At 67.3% G+C, this 14,849-nt stretch carries 15 protein-coding genes and 1 tRNA gene; 12 read left to right on the top strand and 4 right to left on the bottom strand.

Annotation, left to right across the window (positions count from 1 at the left end):
- Positions 1 to 13: 13 nt before the first annotated feature.
- From hemN to PV764_RS03675, 7 genes are all read left to right on the top strand, one after another.
- Entirely contained in the window at positions 14 to 1,423 is a 1,410-nt protein-coding gene (gene hemN, locus PV764_RS03705; RefSeq protein ID WP_019183359.1) for an oxygen-independent coproporphyrinogen III oxidase, read from the top strand.
- A gap of 66 nt (positions 1,424 to 1,489) precedes the next feature.
- A tRNA-Leu gene (locus PV764_RS03700) sits at positions 1,490 to 1,576 on the top strand.
- A 184-nt stretch (positions 1,577 to 1,760) separates the two neighbouring features.
- On the top strand, positions 1,761 to 2,816 hold the full coding sequence (locus PV764_RS03695; protein WP_284128097.1) for a TraB/GumN family protein: 1,056 nt from the start codon (positions 1,761 to 1,763) through the stop codon (positions 2,814 to 2,816).
- 109 nt (positions 2,817 to 2,925) lie between these two features.
- Complete coding sequence (locus PV764_RS03690; protein ID WP_421116209.1) at positions 2,926 to 3,381, top strand: BLUF domain-containing protein; 456 nt, start codon at positions 2,926 to 2,928, stop codon at positions 3,379 to 3,381.
- A 303-nt stretch (positions 3,382 to 3,684) separates the two neighbouring features.
- Positions 3,685 to 4,971 carry a nucleotide sugar dehydrogenase gene (locus PV764_RS03685; RefSeq protein WP_421116208.1) on the top strand — a complete coding sequence of 429 codons (1,287 nt, stop codon included), beginning with the start codon at positions 3,685 to 3,687 and terminating at the stop codon, positions 4,969 to 4,971.
- Positions 4,972 to 5,002: 31 nt separating this feature from the next.
- Complete coding sequence (locus PV764_RS03680; protein ID WP_019183355.1) at positions 5,003 to 6,625, top strand: FMN-binding glutamate synthase family protein; 1,623 nt, start codon at positions 5,003 to 5,005, stop codon at positions 6,623 to 6,625.
- A 14-nt stretch (positions 6,626 to 6,639) separates the two neighbouring features.
- Positions 6,640 to 7,101, top strand: coding sequence for a GNAT family N-acetyltransferase (locus tag PV764_RS03675; RefSeq protein ID WP_421116232.1), 462 nt, complete (start codon positions 6,640 to 6,642; stop codon positions 7,099 to 7,101).
- Between the two features lie 104 nt (positions 7,102 to 7,205).
- On the opposite strand, the gene PV764_RS03670 is transcribed toward PV764_RS03675, so the two are convergent.
- Complete coding sequence (locus tag PV764_RS03670; RefSeq protein ID WP_421116207.1) at positions 7,206 to 8,453, bottom strand: TIGR03862 family flavoprotein; 1,248 nt, start codon at positions 8,451 to 8,453, stop codon at positions 7,206 to 7,208.
- Positions 8,454 to 8,463: 10 nt separating this feature from the next.
- On the bottom strand, positions 8,464 to 8,904 hold the full coding sequence (locus tag PV764_RS03665; protein ID WP_019183352.1) for an FKBP-type peptidyl-prolyl cis-trans isomerase: 441 nt from the start codon (positions 8,902 to 8,904) through the stop codon (positions 8,464 to 8,466).
- A gap of 67 nt (positions 8,905 to 8,971) precedes the next feature.
- Between PV764_RS03665 and PV764_RS03660 the strand changes: the two genes are divergently transcribed.
- The 4 genes from PV764_RS03660 (at position 8,972) to PV764_RS03645 (ending at position 11,877) form a co-directional block, all read left to right on the top strand.
- Entirely contained in the window at positions 8,972 to 9,337 is a 366-nt protein-coding gene (locus PV764_RS03660; RefSeq protein ID WP_019183351.1) for a DUF6164 family protein, read from the top strand.
- 49 nt (positions 9,338 to 9,386) lie between these two features.
- On the top strand, positions 9,387 to 10,139 hold the full coding sequence (locus tag PV764_RS03655; RefSeq protein ID WP_421116206.1) for a sulfurtransferase: 753 nt from the start codon (positions 9,387 to 9,389) through the stop codon (positions 10,137 to 10,139).
- Positions 10,140 to 10,277: 138 nt separating this feature from the next.
- Entirely contained in the window at positions 10,278 to 11,270 is a 993-nt protein-coding gene (locus PV764_RS03650) for an LLM class flavin-dependent oxidoreductase (protein ID WP_421116205.1), read from the top strand.
- Positions 11,271 to 11,367: 97 nt separating this feature from the next.
- The gene (locus PV764_RS03645) at positions 11,368 to 11,877 is read left to right on the top strand and encodes a pyridoxamine 5'-phosphate oxidase family protein (protein WP_019183348.1); all 510 of its coding nucleotides are present in this window, start codon (positions 11,368 to 11,370) and stop codon (positions 11,875 to 11,877) included.
- Between the two features lie 99 nt (positions 11,878 to 11,976).
- Here the strand turns inward: PV764_RS03645 and PV764_RS03640 are convergent, their stop codons facing one another.
- Together PV764_RS03640 and PV764_RS03635 are read right to left on the bottom strand one after the other, a co-directional pair.
- A complete protein-coding gene (locus PV764_RS03640; RefSeq protein ID WP_019183347.1) occupies positions 11,977 to 12,636 on the bottom strand; it encodes an exopolysaccharide biosynthesis protein in 660 nt (219 codons plus the stop codon).
- On the bottom strand, positions 12,620 to 13,930 hold the full coding sequence (locus PV764_RS03635) for a hemolysin family protein (RefSeq protein ID WP_026069803.1): 1,311 nt from the start codon (positions 13,928 to 13,930) through the stop codon (positions 12,620 to 12,622). Before PV764_RS03635 ends, PV764_RS03640 begins: the two co-directional genes overlap by 17 nt.
- A gap of 282 nt (positions 13,931 to 14,212) precedes the next feature.
- Here PV764_RS03635 and PV764_RS03630 point away from each other — a divergent pair, with 282 nt between their 5' ends.
- Entirely contained in the window at positions 14,213 to 14,839 is a 627-nt protein-coding gene (locus PV764_RS03630) for a DUF47 domain-containing protein (RefSeq protein ID WP_019183345.1), read from the top strand.
- The last annotated feature ends 10 nt before the right edge of the window (positions 14,840 to 14,849 follow it).

The raw sequence follows: 14,849 nt of genomic DNA, 5'->3' as shown, positions 1-14,849 counted from the left end.
GCACGCTGGTGGCATGGATACTTTCTCGCCTGCCGCCGCCGGGCTTGCCTGGCACTTCGACCCCGAGCTGCTGCGCCGCCACGACCGGCCCGGGCCGCGCTACACCTCCTATCCGACCGCGCCGCACTTCCATGACGGGTATGGCGAGCTGGCCCTGCGCGAGGCCATCGCCGGCAGCAACCGGCTCGGCCGGCCGCTGTCGCTGTATGTGCACGTGCCTTACTGCAGCAGCCCATGCTTCTACTGCGGCTGCAACCGTGTCATCACCCGCGACCACAGCAAGGGCATCAGCTACGTCGCCCGCGTGCTGAGCGAGGCGGACCTGATGGCGCCGCAGTTCGATCCGGCCCGCGAAGTGATCCAGCTGCACCTCGGTGGCGGCACGCCGAACTTCCTCGCGCCAGCACAGATGCGTGAGCTGCTCGAGGGGCTGCGCGAGCGCTTCAATTTCAGCACTGCGGCCGCACGCGATTTCTCCATCGAACTGGACCCGCGCTTCGTCACCCGCGCCGACATCGCCGGCTTGGCCGCGCTGGGCTTCAACCGCGCCAGCCTGGGCGTGCAGGATTTCGATCCGGACGTTCAGAAGGCGATCAACCGCGAGCAGGGCGTGGAGGCCACCCTGGACATCCTGCGCGCGTGCCGCGAGTACGGGCTGCGTTCGGTCAATGTCGATCTGATCTATGGCCTGCCGAAGCAGACGCTGGCCGGCTTCGCGCAGACACTGGAAACGGTGTTGCGTGAGCGCCCCGATCGCCTGGCGGTTTACGGCTATGCCCACCTGCCGCACCTGTTCCGCGCGCAGCGCCAGATCGCCGATGCGGATCTGCCCGGTCCCGACCAGAAGCTCGCCCTGCTCGGCCTGGCGGTGCAACGGCTTTCCGAGGCGGGCTATCAGTACATCGGCATGGACCACTTCGCATTGCCGGAGGAGGATCTGTCGCGGGCACAACGCGCGGGCCAGCTGCACCGCAACTTCATGGGCTACACCACGCATGCCGATACTGATCTGGTCGGCCTGGGCGCCAGCGCGATCAGCCACATCGGCGACACCTACAGCCAGAACCCGCGCGAGCTGCCGGCCTGGGAGGCGGCCGTCGATGCAGGGCGCCTGCCGGTCTGGCGTGGCCTGCAGCTGGACGAGGACGACGTACTGCGCGCCGAGCTGATCGGCCAGCTGATGTGCCAGGGCGAAGTGGATGGCGCCGCGCTGGCAGCACGGCATGGCGTGGACTTCGAGGCGTATTTCGCCGACGGGCTGCGCGCGCTGGCCACGCTGCAGGCCGACGGCCTGGCCGACTACGCGCACGGCGTGGTACGCGCCAGCGAACGCGGGCGCCCGCTGCTGCGGCTGCTGGCGATGTGCTTCGACCGTTATCTGGCGCAGCCGGACCAGCCGGTGCGGTATTCCAGGGCGATCTGAGTGCCATCGCCCCGGCGTGCGTGCATTCCAAAACCGGGCGCGATCAGGCACCCTATGCGCGCCGTTGCCCGGGTGGCGAAACTGGTAGACGCATCGGACTTAAAATCCGCCGGGGGCGACCCCATGCCGGTTCGATTCCGGCCCCGGGCACCAAGGCTTCCCCTTGGCGTGGGTTCTGATCGCGCCGCGATCGACGCACGCCGGTGATGATTCCACGCGAGGGCAGCCAACCGGCTGCCCTTGTTCGTTGCAGCCGGCGTTCCGGTGCAACGCAAACTTTACGCAGCCGGCCGCGCGCCGCCGTACGCTGCGCAGCAACTCACTTCGGAAAGGTCACATGGCCAACGCAGGACGTGCAGGGAACGCACTGGTGTGGGGCATGGCGGTGCTGCTCGGCGGCGCGGTCCATGCCAATGCCCAGGTCCATGCGCCGGCGCAGGAACCGGTACCGGTACCGGCGCAGGCGGCGGGCGAGGTGATCGACCTTGCCCCGGTGCTGGTCTCCGGCGTGCAGCCGGGGCCGGGCATGTGGCAGGTCCGCAACAGCCAGGGGCACACACTGTGGATTCTCGGCACCGTCTCGCCGCTGCCGGCCAAGCTGGACTGGCGCGCCGACGAGGTGCAGGCGGTGATCGCCAGTGCCCAGGAGGTGCTCGGCTCACCCGGCTGGACGCTGGATGCCGATGTGGGGTTCTTCCGCCGCCTGACCCTGGCGCCTGCGGCGATGAAGGCGGCGCGCGATCCGGACGGACGCACGCTGCGCGAGGTACTGCCGCCCGATCTCTATGCACGCTGGGCGCTGCTCAAGCAGCGTCACATCGGGCGCGACAATGGCATCGAGAAAGACCGCCCGCTGGTGGCGGCCACGCAGTTGTACGCCGCCGCCCTCAAGGATGTGGGGCTCGGCCGATCCTCGCCGGTCTCCAGGATCATCGAGAAGGCCAGCAAGACACACGGCCTCAAGCCGGTGTCGACCCAGGTCACCATCAAGATCGCCGACCCGCGGCAGGCGTTGAAGGAAGTGCGCGGGACGGCCCTGCAGGACGTGGAATGCTTCCGTCGCACGCTGGAGGTGATCGAGCACGGGCTGCCGCTGCTGGCCGAGCGGGCCAATGCCTGGGCCGTGGGTGATATCCAGGCGCTGCAGCGCCTTGCAGTGAAAGGGCAGTACGTGGCCTGCGTGGATGCGGTGGCCAACAGTGACTTCGGGCGCCGCCGCGGCCTTACCGACGTCGATGCCCAGGCTCACCGCAAATGGATCTCCATGGCCAGCGACGCGCTGGCACGCAACGCGGTGACCTTCGCGACGGTGCCGGTGACCTCGCTGGTCACGCCCGGCGGCTACATCGATCAGTTGCGCGAGCGTGGATTCGAGGTGCAGATCCCGGAATGAGGCGTGCGCCGACGCGCTTTTCCGGAACGGGATGGCAGACACAGTCGATGTCTACCCAGTGCGAATACTTCATGGCATAGTCAGCTTCAGTTCATTCCGGAAATCCTTCATGCCGCTGCATGCGGTCGCTTATGTCAGCGACGCTGTCGATGGAATCGAAACGTCTGATATCGATCAGATCCTGCGCGCGGCATCGGGATTCAATAAAGTGGCCGGCGTCACCGGCGTGCTGATGTTCGACGGGCGTCGGTTCCTGCAGTATTTCGAAGGTCCGGAGGATGGCGTGGATTCGGTATTCCAGCGTGTGTTCAACGCGCGCATCCATACCAACCTGCGCGAGCTTGCGCGCGGGTCGGTCGGTGCCCGCCACTTCCCCCGCTGGACGATGGCCTCCGCAGCAGTGGAGCCCGAAGCACTGGCGCGCATCATCGATGCGCCCTGGCACGGATTTCTGGCCGGCCTGCCCGCGGCGGGCGACACGCCTACGGGGTTTGGCTGTCTGCTTGCGGCGTGGACCGGTGTCTCCGGCGAGTTGGAACCGGCTGCGGTGACGCTGGGTTCGTAACGCAGAACAACGCTGCCCGTAACACAATGATCACGGTTGCCCGCCTATCCTCTTCCTACCAGCTGTGACCAGTCTTGCGGGGTTTGCCCTTGGAGGCTGTCTGAAAGGGTAGTAACCGCAGCTGGACCATTATTCCTTTGGCCGTCGTCCGTACTCTCCGCGGGCGGCGGCTTTGTTCTTTGTGGGGCAGGGGCAGGCGCGTTAGGCTTGCATGACCTGTATCCCGGCTCCGTATCGCATGACGTATCCCCTGATGACGCCCCGCCTGCTGGCAGGCCCGGTTCCGCGATGCGGAGCCGAGCGATGACCCAGGCCATTTCCGCCGCGGCCGCGCCGCGCATCGGCGTCATCGGGCTCGGCTATGTCGGGCTGCCGTTGACGGTGACCTTCGGCCGGCAGCAGGCCACGGTGGGCTACGACATCGATACCGCGCGGGTCGCCGAGTTGCAGCGCGGCCTGGACCACACGCTGGAACTGGAGGCCGAGGAGCTCGCTGCCGCTGTGCATGCGCGTTACAGCGCCGATCCCGCCGATCTGGCCGCCTGCAATGTGTACATCGTGACCGTGCCGACCCCGATCGATGCGCATGAGCAGCCCGATCTGGCGCCGCTGCGCAGCGCCAGTACCTTGATTGCCGGCCTGCTCAAGCGCGGCGACATCGTGATCTATGAATCCACGGTCTATCCCGGTACCACCGAGGAAGTCTGCGTCCCCCTGCTCGAGGAAGGGTCGGGGCTGCGCTTCAACGAGGATTTCTATTGCGGTTACAGCCCGGAGCGGATCAACCCGGGCGACCGCGAGCGGCGGCTGCCGGACATCCGCAAAATCACCTCCGGCTCGACGCCCGAGGTCGCCGCGGTGGTCGATGCCCTGTACAAGAGCATCATCACAGCAGGCACGTGGCCGGCACCGTCGATCCGCGTGGCCGAAGCCGCCAAGGTGATCGAGAACATCCAGCGCGACGTCAACATCGCCCTGGTCAACGAGCTGGCGCTGATCTTCGATCGGCTCGGCATCGATACCCAGGATGTGCTGGACGCGGCCGGCAGCAAGTGGAACTTCCTGCCGTTCCGGCCCGGCCTGGTCGGCGGCCACTGCATCGGCGTGGATCCGTACTACCTGCTGCACAAATCCGAGAGCGTGGGCTATCACCCCGATCTGATCCACACCGCGCGCCAGGTCAACAACCGGGTCGGCGAGCACGTCGCGCAACGCGTGCTGGCGCTGCTGGCATCGCGCCGCATCGATGTCGCCCAGGCCCGGGTGCTGGTGCTGGGCGTGACCTTCAAGGAGAACTGCCCGGACCTGCGCAACAGCCGCGCGCTGGAACTGGCGCAGCGCCTGCAGGCCAGTGGGGCCCGGGTGGACGTGCAGGACCCGTGGGTCGGTCCGGCGGCACTGGCCGATGCCGGCGTGCGTTGGGTCGAAGCCCCGGATGCGGGCGGGTATGACGCGGTCGTGCTGGCCGTGGCGCACGATCGTTTCCGTGCCCTGGATGCGGCGCAGGTGCGCGCGCTGTTGGCGCCGGGCGGCGTGGTGTACGACGTCAAATCCGTATGGCCCCGGGAAGTGGTGGACGACCGCCTGTAGACTCGTTGGCAGCTATTGATTGAGGAAAGCCATGCACCGCTATCTCGCGTATCTGCTCGCCATCCTGCTGTTCCCGGTCTGCCTGTGGTTGGCCACGATCTGGCCCGCCTGGTACTGGGGAGTGGGGGTGACGGCCCTGCTGGTGGTGCTGGGCACGTGGGACATGCTGCAGAAGCGCAGCACGCTGCGGCGCAACTACCCGGTGATGGCGCACTTCCGCTACGGGCTGGAATCGATCGGGCCGGAGATCCGCCAGTACTTCGTGCAGAGCGATCTGGAAGACGTGCCGTTCTCGCGCCAGCAGCGTGCCCTGATCTACCAGCGCTCCAAGAATGAAATGGACGTGGTGCCATTCGGTACGCTGCGCAGCACGTATGCGGTGGATTACGAATGGATCAACCACTCGCTGGCGCCGACCGAGATCGGCCACCACGATTTCCGCATCCAGATCGGGCCCAACTGCGCCAAGCCGTACTCGGCCAGCGTGTTCAACATCTCTGCGATGAGCTTCGGCTCGTTGTCGGCCAACGCGATCCGCGCACTGAACGAAGGCGCGCGCCGCGGCAGCTTCTACCACGACACCGGCGAAGGGTCGATTTCTCCCTACCACCGCGAAATGGGCGGCGATCTGGTCTGGGAAATCGGCTCGGGCTATTTCGGTTGTCGTGATGAGGCTGGCGGTTTCAGTGAAGAGAAGTTCGTCGCCAACGCGAACCATGATCAGGTCAAGATGATCGAGATCAAGCTCTCGCAGGGCGCCAAGCCTGGCCACGGCGGCGTCTTGCCGGCGGCCAAGGTCAGCGAAGAGATCTCGATCACCCGTGGCGTGCCGATGGGCGTGGATTGCGTGTCGCCCTCCAGGCACAGCGCGTTCAATACTCCGGTCGAGCTGCTGCAGTTCGTCGCGCGGCTGCGCGAGTTGTCCGGCGGTAAGCCGGTCGGGTTCAAGCTGGCCATCGGCCACCCGTGGGAGTGGTTCGGTATTGCCAAGGCGATGCAGGAAACCGGGCTGCTGCCGGACTTCATCGTCGTTGACGGCGCCGAGGGCGGGACCGGCGCCGCACCGGCCGAGTTCATCGATCACGTTGGCGTGCCGATGCACGAAGCCCTGCTGCTGGTGCACAACACCCTGGTCGGGCTGGACCTGCGCGACCGCATCCGCGTGGGTGCGGCCGGGAAGGTGACCAGCGCGTTCGAGATCGCGCGCACCATCGCGCTGGGCGCGGACTGGTGCAACGCCGGCCGTGGTTTCATGTTCGCGCTGGGCTGCATCCAGTCGTTGAGCTGCCACAGCGACAAGTGCCCGACCGGCATCGCCACCCAGAACCCCAATCGCTGGCGTCACCTGGATGCGGCCGACAAGGCCACGCGCGTGCACAGCTACCACGAGAACACGCTGCGCGCGTTGCGCGACCTGCTGTGCGCGGCCGGCCTCAACGATCCCTCCGAGCTGGGGCCGGAGCACATCCTGCGCCGGGTCTCGCCGGTGGAAATCCGTTCGCTGGCCTCGTTGTATCGCTATCTTGCGCCCGGTGAACTGCTGCGCAAGGTGCCAGACCACGCGGTCTTCCACGATTACTGGGCCGATGCGCGCAGCGACTCGTTCCAGCCACCAGCGCGCATCCAGGCGCTGCGCGCGAGCAAATCGCGATGACGGGCGATCGTGCAGTGCGCTTGCGGGTCGGCCGCGCCGACGAGGCGGACCGGCTGTGGGTACTGCGTACGCGCTGCGTCCGCGAACTGTGCAGTACGGCGTATCCGCCGGAGGTAATTGCCCCATGGTCGGCCTCGCCACCGCCGCAACATTACCGCGCGCTGCTCGCCGGCGGTGGCGGTGTGATTGCCGAAGACGCCGAGGGTGCGCTGCTGGGCTACGGCGTGATCGATCTGGCCGGCAACGAGATCGATGCATTGTTCGTCGATCCCGACTGCGGCGGCCGTGGCATCGGCCTGACCTTGATGCAGGCGATGGAGGCGTTGGCCGACCCTGCGCGGCCGCTGGTGCTCTCGGCCTCGCTCAACGCGGTGCCGTTCTACCAGCGCTGTGGTTTTGAGGCGCTGCGCGAGGAGAGCTACCCACACCCCAGCGGCGTCGCACTCGCGTCGGTGCGGATGCAGCGCACGCGTTGATGCCGGCCAGTGGCCGGCACCACCCGGATGCCGCGCTGAGCCGCGCCGAGCGCCTGTCAGGGCACGTCACTGGTAGTGCCGGCCGCTGGCCGGCACCTCGCGATCTATCCCTGCGCCAGCCAGGCCACCACGCCACGCCCGGCGCGCAGCCCGCTGGCGTAGCACGCGGTGAGCAGGTAGCCGCCGGTCGGTGCTTCCCAGTCCAGCATCTCGCCCGCACAGAACGTGCCCGGCCGTGCGCGCAGCATCAACTGCGTATCCAATGCCTCCAGGCGCACGCCACCGGCGGTGCTGATGACTTCATCGATCGGACGCGGTCGTTCCAGGGCCAGTGGCAGCCGCTTGAGCGCGTGCGCGATCTGCGCCAGCGGCAGCTGCCCGGCCTCGCGGCCCAGCACCTCGAACAGCAGGGCGGACTTCACCCCGCCCAGCCCGAGCTGGCGACGCAGGACCTCGCCGAAACTGCGGCCCTGGCGCGGCTTGCCCAGCTTCTCCAGCACCTGCGCTTCGGTCTGGCCCGGCAGCAGGTCCAGCTGCAGTTCCACCTGGCCGTCGCGGGCCAGGCTGTCGCGCAGATCGGCCGACAGCGCGTAGATGAGGCTGCCTTCGATGCCGGTCGCCGTGATCACGCACTCGCCCTGCAGTGAGCGCGGTTCGCCCTTCAGGTCGGTCCAGTGCGCCACCACCGGCTTGAGCGGGGCGCCGGCCTGGCGTTCGCTGAAGTAGGGCGTCCAACCGATGTCAAAGCCACAGTTGGCTGGCTGCAGCGGGGCGATGTCGATGCCGGTGGCGGCCATCGGCGCCACCCACGCGCCATCCGAGCCCAGTTCCGGCCAGCTGCCGCCGCCGAGCGCGAACACTACCGCGTCGGCCGTCACCGTCGTTTCGCCATCGGGCGTCTGGAAGCGCAGCGCGCCCGCGTCATCCCAGCCGGTCCAGCGATGCTGCACGTGGAAGCGCACGCCCTGTTCCTTCAGCCGGCGCACCCAGCCGCGCAGCAGCGGCGCGGCCTTGCGGTCCACCGGGAACACACGGCCGGAACTGCCCACGTAGGTTTCCACGCCGAAGTCCAACGCCCAGGCGCGCAGCGCCTCGGCATTGAAATCGGCCAGCCACCCGCCCACCGCCTCCGCGCGCTCGCGGTAGCGTGAAACGAACACGTCAGGCGCGTCGGAGTGGGTCAGGTTGAGGCCGCCCTTGCCGGCGATCAGGAACTTGCGACCGGGCGAGCCCTTGGCCTCGTACAGATCGACGGCGTGGCCGGCAGCGCGCGCGGTTTCAGCCGCCATCAGGCCGGCGGGTCCGCCGCCGATGATCGCGACCCGGCGTGGGGTGGTCAGGGCAATGCTCATGCAGGCAGGATCAACGCGGCTTGACGTCGAGCAGCTCGACATCGAACACCAGCGAGGAGTTCGGCGCGATCGGGCCGGCGCGACGGGCGCCATAGCCGTACTCGGCCGGAATCATCAGCGTGCGCTTGCCGCCCACCTTCATGCCCGCGAAGCCTTCGTCCCAGCCCTTGATGACCTGGCCCTGGCCCAGGTCGAAGCTGAAGGGCTCGCCACGGTCCACCGAGCTGTCGAACTTGTCACCGTGCTTGTCGGCGGTGCGCTCGTCGTAGATCCACCCGGTGTAGTGCACAGTGACCTTGCTGCCCGGCGTGGCCTCGGCGCCGGTGCCCGGCTGGGTGTCGATCTTCTCGAACTGCGCGATGCTGCCACCGGGCGGCGGGCCGGGCGGGGTGCAGGCGGCCAGCAGCGACAGCATCAGGGGGGCGAGCAGGTAACGCGGCAGACGGCGCATGGGCGGGCTCCGGATCCAAAAAACGGGGACGCAAGGGTAGCGCATCGCCGGGCGCTATCATGGGCGCATGTCGAAACTGCTGCTCAACCTGCGCAATGTCGCGGACGATGAAATCCAGGATGTCACCGCCCTGCTGGACAAGGCGGGCATCGCCCATTACCGCACCGAGCCCAGCCCGTGGGGCATCTCCTTCGGCGGCATCTGGGTGCGCGACAACGAGGATCACCCGCGGGCCAAGGCCTTGATGGCCGACTACCAGCAGGCGCGCGGTGAGCGCGTGCGCGGCGAGCGTGAGGCCGCGCTGCGCGAGGGCACAGCCGAGACCTTCGGCAGCCTGATCCGGCGCCGCCCGGTGTTCGTGGTCACGGTGCTGGTCGGGATGGCCGTCGCGGCGGCGCTGGTGCTGCTGCCGTTCGTGCTGCTGCGCGGCTGATTCCGGCGCGGCTCAGGCGTCGCGGCCGCCCAGCGGCTAAAATGGCGTGATGATCGCCAATACCGCCGCCTACCACTTCACCCCCGTCGCCGACCCGGACGCGCTGTGCGCGACCCTGCTGGAGCGGGCCACCGCCGCGCAGCTGCGCGGCACGATCCTGGTAGCGGGCGAGGGCATCAACCTGTTCCTGGCCGGGGCGGAGCAGGCAATCGATGGCTTCTACACCGCCCTGCGGGCCGATGCCCGGTTTGCCGGGCTGCGGGTGAAGACCAGCTACAGCCACATGCAGCCCTTTGCCCGGCTCAAGGCCAAGGTCAAGCCGGAGATCATCAGCTTCCGCATCGACGACGCCCAGCCGCTGGCCTACCCGCGCGCGCCGTCGATCGACCCGGCCACGGTGCAGCGCTGGTTGCGCCAGGGGCATGACGACGCCGGCAAGCCGGTGGTGATGCTGGACACCCGCAACACCCAGGAGATCGAGTACGGCACCTTCCAGGACGCGCTGGTGCTGCCGATCACCAAGTTCACCGATCTGCCCGACGCGCTGGCCCCGCACCGTGAGGCGCTCAAGGACAGCACCGTGGTCAGCTTCTGCACCGGCGGCATCCGCTGCGAGAAGGCGGCCCTGTGGATGTGCAATGACGGCATGGACAACGTGCTGCAGCTGGACGGCGGCATCCTGGGCTATTTCGAGGCCGTGGGCGGCGAGGGCTATGACGGCCGCTGCTTCGTGTTCGACGAGCGCGTGGCGCTGGACGCGGCCCTGCAGCCGCTGGTGGACCAGGACGCCGACGCCGCCTGAGCCGTCTTCACGGCGTTGATTGTCCTGAATCGTCGCGAGACGGAAATCAGCGTTTTGCCACCCGTGCCTTGTGGGCGGTGGCAAACCGCGCGGACAGCCCCATCTCAGTGAGATATCTCCTGGTTGGAACGAGCATTCATGATGCAGCTGTCGATTCTTGATCTGGCGCCGGTCTGCGAAGGCAGCGACACCACGCAGGCCTTCGCCAACATGCTGGACCTGGCCCAGCACGCCGAAGGCTGGGGTTTCCATCGCTATTGGCTGGCCGAGCACCACAACATGCCCGGCATCGCCAGCGCCGCCACTGCCGTGCTGATCGGCCATGTGGCCGGGGGCACCAAGCGCATCCGTGTCGGTGCCGGCGGCATCATGCTGCCCAACCACTCGCCGCTGCAGGTGGCCGAGCAGTTCGGCACGCTGGCTTCGCTGTACCCGGACCGCATCGATCTGGGCCTGGGCCGCGCGCCCGGCACCGATCAGCCGACCGCCCGCGCACTGCGCCGCTACTTCGACAGCGCCGACCAGTTCCCGCAGGACGTGCGCGAGCTGCTGCATTACTTCGAACCGGCCCAGAAGGGCCAGGCCGTGCGCGCCGTGCCCGGCGCCGGCATTCCGGTGCAGGTGTGGCTGCTGGGCTCGAGCCTGTTCAGTGCGCGCCTGTCGGCGGCGATGGGCCTGCCGTTCGCCTTCGCCTCGCACTTCGCCCCCGACGCGATGGATGAAGCGCTGGCGGTCTACCGCCGCGAATTCCGTGCCTCGCAGTATCTGCAGGCGCCGTACGCGGTGCTGGGCCTGAACGTGGTGGCCAGCGATTCGGAAGCTGACGCCAAGCGGCTGTTCACCACCCAGCAGCAGAGTTTCGTCAATCTGCGCCGTGGCCTGGCGGGCCTGATTCCGCCGCCGATCGACGACATCGAAGCGTTCTGGCAGCCGCACGAAAAGGCCGGCGTGCAGAACGCGCTGGCCTGCGCAGTGGTCGGTGACGTGAAGCAGGTGCAGGAAGGGCTGGCCGCATTCGTGGCACGACACAAGCCTGACGAAGTGCTGGTCACCGCCAACATCTACGACCATGCCGCGCGCAAGCGCTCGTTCGGGCTGGCGATGCAGGCATGGCGCGCACTGCAGGCGTAATGCACACGGCGCATGCGAAGAAGGTGTGACCGCGCGGTTCACGTCGCCGTAGCCGCCGATCGGCTGTGATGGTGGCTCCCCTTGCAGGAGTCACCCCATGGCCGAACACGATCGCCAGCAGCACATCAAACAACTGGCCGAACTGATCCGCGGCGTGGACATCGCGATGTTCACCACGGTCGGTGCGGACGGACGCTTGTTCAGTCGTCCGCTGGGCACGCAGGAAGTCGAGTTCGATGGCGACCTGTGGTTCGCCACCGGCGCCGACAGCCCGAAGATCGCGGAAATCACCGCCAACCCGCGCGTCAACGTGGCCTACGCCTCGCCCTCGGGCAATACCTATGTCTCGGTCTCGGGTACCGCGCGGGTGGTCCATGACCGCGCCAAGATCGACGAACTCTGGTCACCAGCGATGAAGATCTTCTTCCCGGGCGGCAAGGACGACCCGAACCTGCGCCTGATCCACGTCAGCGCCGAATCGGCCGAATACTGGGATGGCCCGGGTGGCCTGCTCGGCAAGGCCCTGTATTTCGTGCTGTCGGCCGTGACCGATGACCCGGGCGCGATGTCCGACACCGGCACGGTGGATCTCAAGCCCGGCGCGTAACCGGGCTCACAGGGCCGGCCCTGCGCCGGCCATTGTGGTGCTGAAGCCGGCCGCGGGGTCGGCTTTTTTCATGGCGCGTCGCGTGAAGGGGGGCCGGCCTCAGCCGAACCAGCGTTGGAACAGGTCCACCGTGTAGCCCACCAGGTGGCCCGAACTGAAGCCGAAGAACAGCACGGCAGCCACCGCGCCGACCCAGTTGACCAGCATCAGCACGCCGTCGCGTTCCAGCAGCGCCAGCGCGAACAGCAGCAACTGGAAGCCGAACAGATAGTTGGTGAGCGGGATCGGCAGCGACAACAGCACGCCGATCAGGATCAGCAGCAGGCCGCTGAAGGCATGGGCGGGCAGCGGCACCAGCAGTCCGGCCATCCGCGGTTTGAGCAGGCGGTCCAAGCGCCGCAGCGGGCCGTCAATGCGCTCCAGGAAGCGATGCATGGTGCCGCGCTTGGGCCCACGGTTGCGGATGAAGCCCGGCAGCCATGGCCGGCGCATGCCGCACAGCATCTGCGCACCGATCAGGACCACCAGCGGCCCACTGACCGCGCCGCCGATCCCCGGAATCGGAATGAAGGCCGGCAGGATCGCCACGAACAGGAACACACCGAACGCGCTCTGCTGCAGATCCTGCAGGATCTGGCCCAGCAGCAGCCGTTCCTCCGGGTCACCGTGGTCGAACATCGCCAGGAGGGTACGGATACCCTCGTTGCGGTACTGCGGCCGCGTCGGATCCGGCGGCGTCGGCTCAGCCGGTGATGTCATCGGTTTCGTCTTCGCTCAGGGTGCGCAGCAGCAGCTTGTCGACACGTGCACCGTCGAGATCGACGATCTCGATGCGCCAGCCGGCCCAATCGAAGTACTCGCCCGCATGCGGGATGCGGCCGAAATAATGGATGCACATGCCAGCCAGCGTGTAGTAATCGCCATCGTCGGCATCGGGCAGCTCGGCGTTGCCCATCAGTTCGCGCAGGTCCTCGATCGACAGCGAGCCATCGACCAGGAACGAGCCGTCCTCACGGGTCACGACCAGTGCGTCCTCGTCCACGTTCTCCACCGACTGCAGGCGGCCGACCACCGCGCCCATCAGGTCGCTGATGGTGACCAGGCCCTGGATCTCGCCGTACTCGTCCACCACCAGCGCCATCGACTGCTGCTCCTCGCGGAAGATCTCCAGCAGCTTCATCGCGTGGGTGGACTCGGAGACGTACAGCGGCTCGCGCAGGTTCTGGAACAGCGAATGGTCATCGCGCACCAGGCGCGTCACCAGGCTTTTGACTTCCAGCACCCCGACGATGTCCTGGTCGTTGTCGCGGAACACCGGGTAACGGGAGAACTCGTTCTCGCGCATGGTGGCGATGTTCTTCTCCGGCGCGGCCTGCGTATCCAGCCAGGCGATCCGGTTGCGCGGGGTCATCAGGCTGTCGGCGGTGCGGTCGCCCAGGCGCATGACGCGGTTCATCATGTCGCGCTCGTGGGCGTCGATCACGCCGGCTTCGTGGCTCTCGGCCACCAGCATGCGGATCTCTTCTTCGGTGACCGAGGCGGCCTCATCCTTGCCCAGGCCGAGCACGCGCAGCACCAGTCGGGTGCTGTGGGAGAGCAGCCACACGAACGGGAAAGCGATCCGGGACAGCCAGCCCATCGGCCAGGCGACCAGCCCGGCGATGTCTTCCGAACGGGTAATGGCCAGTCGTTTGGGGACCAGTTCACCGAAGATCAGCGTCAGGAAGGTGATCAGGGCAACCGCCAGCGCCTTGCCCACTTCACTGGAGTAGGCGAAGGCGGGGACGATGCCGTGCAGCCACTCGGCGATGGCCAGGCCGATCGCCTCACCGCCGAACACACCGGTCAGGATGCCGATCAGGGTGATGCCGATCTGGACCGTGGACAGGAAGCTCTCGGGCTTTTCAGACAGTTCAAGCGCGCGCTCGGCGCGTTTGCTGGTGGCGGCCATCTGCTTGAGGCGGCTCTTGCGCGAGGTCATGACCGACATTTCGGACATGGCGAAGAAGCCGTTGAGCAGGATCAGGGCAAGGACGATAAGCAGTTCAAACACGGGCTTCATCCCCGGTTGGTGGCAGGGAGGGCGTGTTCAAGCGATGTCGGCTACCGGAGGGCGCGTAAGCGCGGCGGTGCGGCGGGGGGTAAGGGTCGTCGTCCATAGAGTGCACCCGAAGGTGCCCGCGCATCTTAACAAAAGGCCGGGGCAGGGATGCAATCAGGGTCGTTCAGGCAGGGCCGTGGGAGCGTGAAGATGACAGGGAGTACCCGGATTGGACATCAAACCGTCATAATTCCGCCCGGTGCCGTCCTTCCTCGACGGCGAATAGGTTTCTCAATGTTCTCTCTGCAGACCATTTTTGGCTCCGGCAAACAGTTCTACACCCTGCTGGACGAGGCTGCCCAGGCCGCCCAGGACAGCGCCAAGGCGCTGCACGCGATGCTGCGCGAAGCGGACCGCCAGCCGGCGCTGGACGCCTTCAAGCTGGCCCGCCTGCGCGAGCGCGCCGCCTCGGACAAGATCAGCCAGGCGCTGGTCGACAGCTTCATGACCCCGATCGAGCGCGAAGACATCGAAGCGCTGGGCTCGGCGCTGTACAAGATTCCCAAGCAGATCGAGAAGTTCGCCGATCGCTATTCGCTGGCCACCCAGCACCTGGAACACATCGATTTCGCGCCGCGCGCGGCGATGCTGGAGCAGGCCGCCAGCGTGGTGGTGGAGATGGTGGGCGACCTGCGCCACATGAACCTGGACCGGATGACCGCGCTCAACGAGAAGCTGCGCTCGCTGGAGAACGAAGCCGACCGCCTGATGCTCGAGCTGTACCGCGACATCTATTCCGGCCGCCTGGACAGCCTGCAGATGTTCCTGCTCAAGGAGTTCTTCGAGATCCTGGAAAAGGCCATCGATCGTTGCCGCGAGGCCGGCGTGGTCGCCTACCAGATCGTCTTGAAGAACAGCTGACGGACGCCAC

Source organism: Stenotrophomonas sp. AS1 (assembly GCF_048957655.1).
Classification (GTDB): Bacteria; Pseudomonadota; Gammaproteobacteria; order Xanthomonadales; family Xanthomonadaceae; genus Stenotrophomonas; species Stenotrophomonas bentonitica_A.
This window is presented reverse-complemented; position numbering and strand designations above follow the sequence as displayed.

Excerpts from the sequence above, each read along its gene's own strand:
- hemN (WP_019183359.1), top strand. The coding sequence starts at position 14 with ATGGATACTTTCTCGCCTGCCGCCGCCGGGCTTGCCTGGCACTTCGAC.
- PV764_RS03695 (WP_284128097.1), top strand. The coding sequence starts at position 1,761 with ATGGCCAACGCAGGACGTGCAGGGAACGCACTGGTGTGGGGCATGGCG.
- PV764_RS03690 (WP_421116209.1), top strand. The coding sequence starts at position 2,926 with ATGCCGCTGCATGCGGTCGCTTATGTCAGCGACGCTGTCGATGGAATC.
- PV764_RS03685 (WP_421116208.1), top strand. The coding sequence starts at position 3,685 with ATGACCCAGGCCATTTCCGCCGCGGCCGCGCCGCGCATCGGCGTCATC.
- PV764_RS03680 (WP_019183355.1), top strand. The coding sequence starts at position 5,003 with ATGCACCGCTATCTCGCGTATCTGCTCGCCATCCTGCTGTTCCCGGTC.
- PV764_RS03670 (WP_421116207.1), bottom strand. The coding sequence starts at position 8,453 with ATGAGCATTGCCCTGACCACCCCACGCCGGGTCGCGATCATCGGCGGC.
- PV764_RS03665 (WP_019183352.1), bottom strand. The coding sequence starts at position 8,904 with ATGCGCCGTCTGCCGCGTTACCTGCTCGCCCCCCTGATGCTGTCGCTG.
- PV764_RS03660 (WP_019183351.1), top strand. The coding sequence starts at position 8,972 with ATGTCGAAACTGCTGCTCAACCTGCGCAATGTCGCGGACGATGAAATC.
- PV764_RS03655 (WP_421116206.1), top strand. The coding sequence starts at position 9,387 with ATGATCGCCAATACCGCCGCCTACCACTTCACCCCCGTCGCCGACCCG.
- PV764_RS03650 (WP_421116205.1), top strand. The coding sequence starts at position 10,278 with ATGATGCAGCTGTCGATTCTTGATCTGGCGCCGGTCTGCGAAGGCAGC.
- PV764_RS03645 (WP_019183348.1), top strand. The coding sequence starts at position 11,368 with ATGGCCGAACACGATCGCCAGCAGCACATCAAACAACTGGCCGAACTG.
- PV764_RS03640 (WP_019183347.1), bottom strand. The coding sequence starts at position 12,636 with ATGACATCACCGGCTGAGCCGACGCCGCCGGATCCGACGCGGCCGCAG.
- PV764_RS03630 (WP_019183345.1), top strand. The coding sequence starts at position 14,213 with ATGTTCTCTCTGCAGACCATTTTTGGCTCCGGCAAACAGTTCTACACC.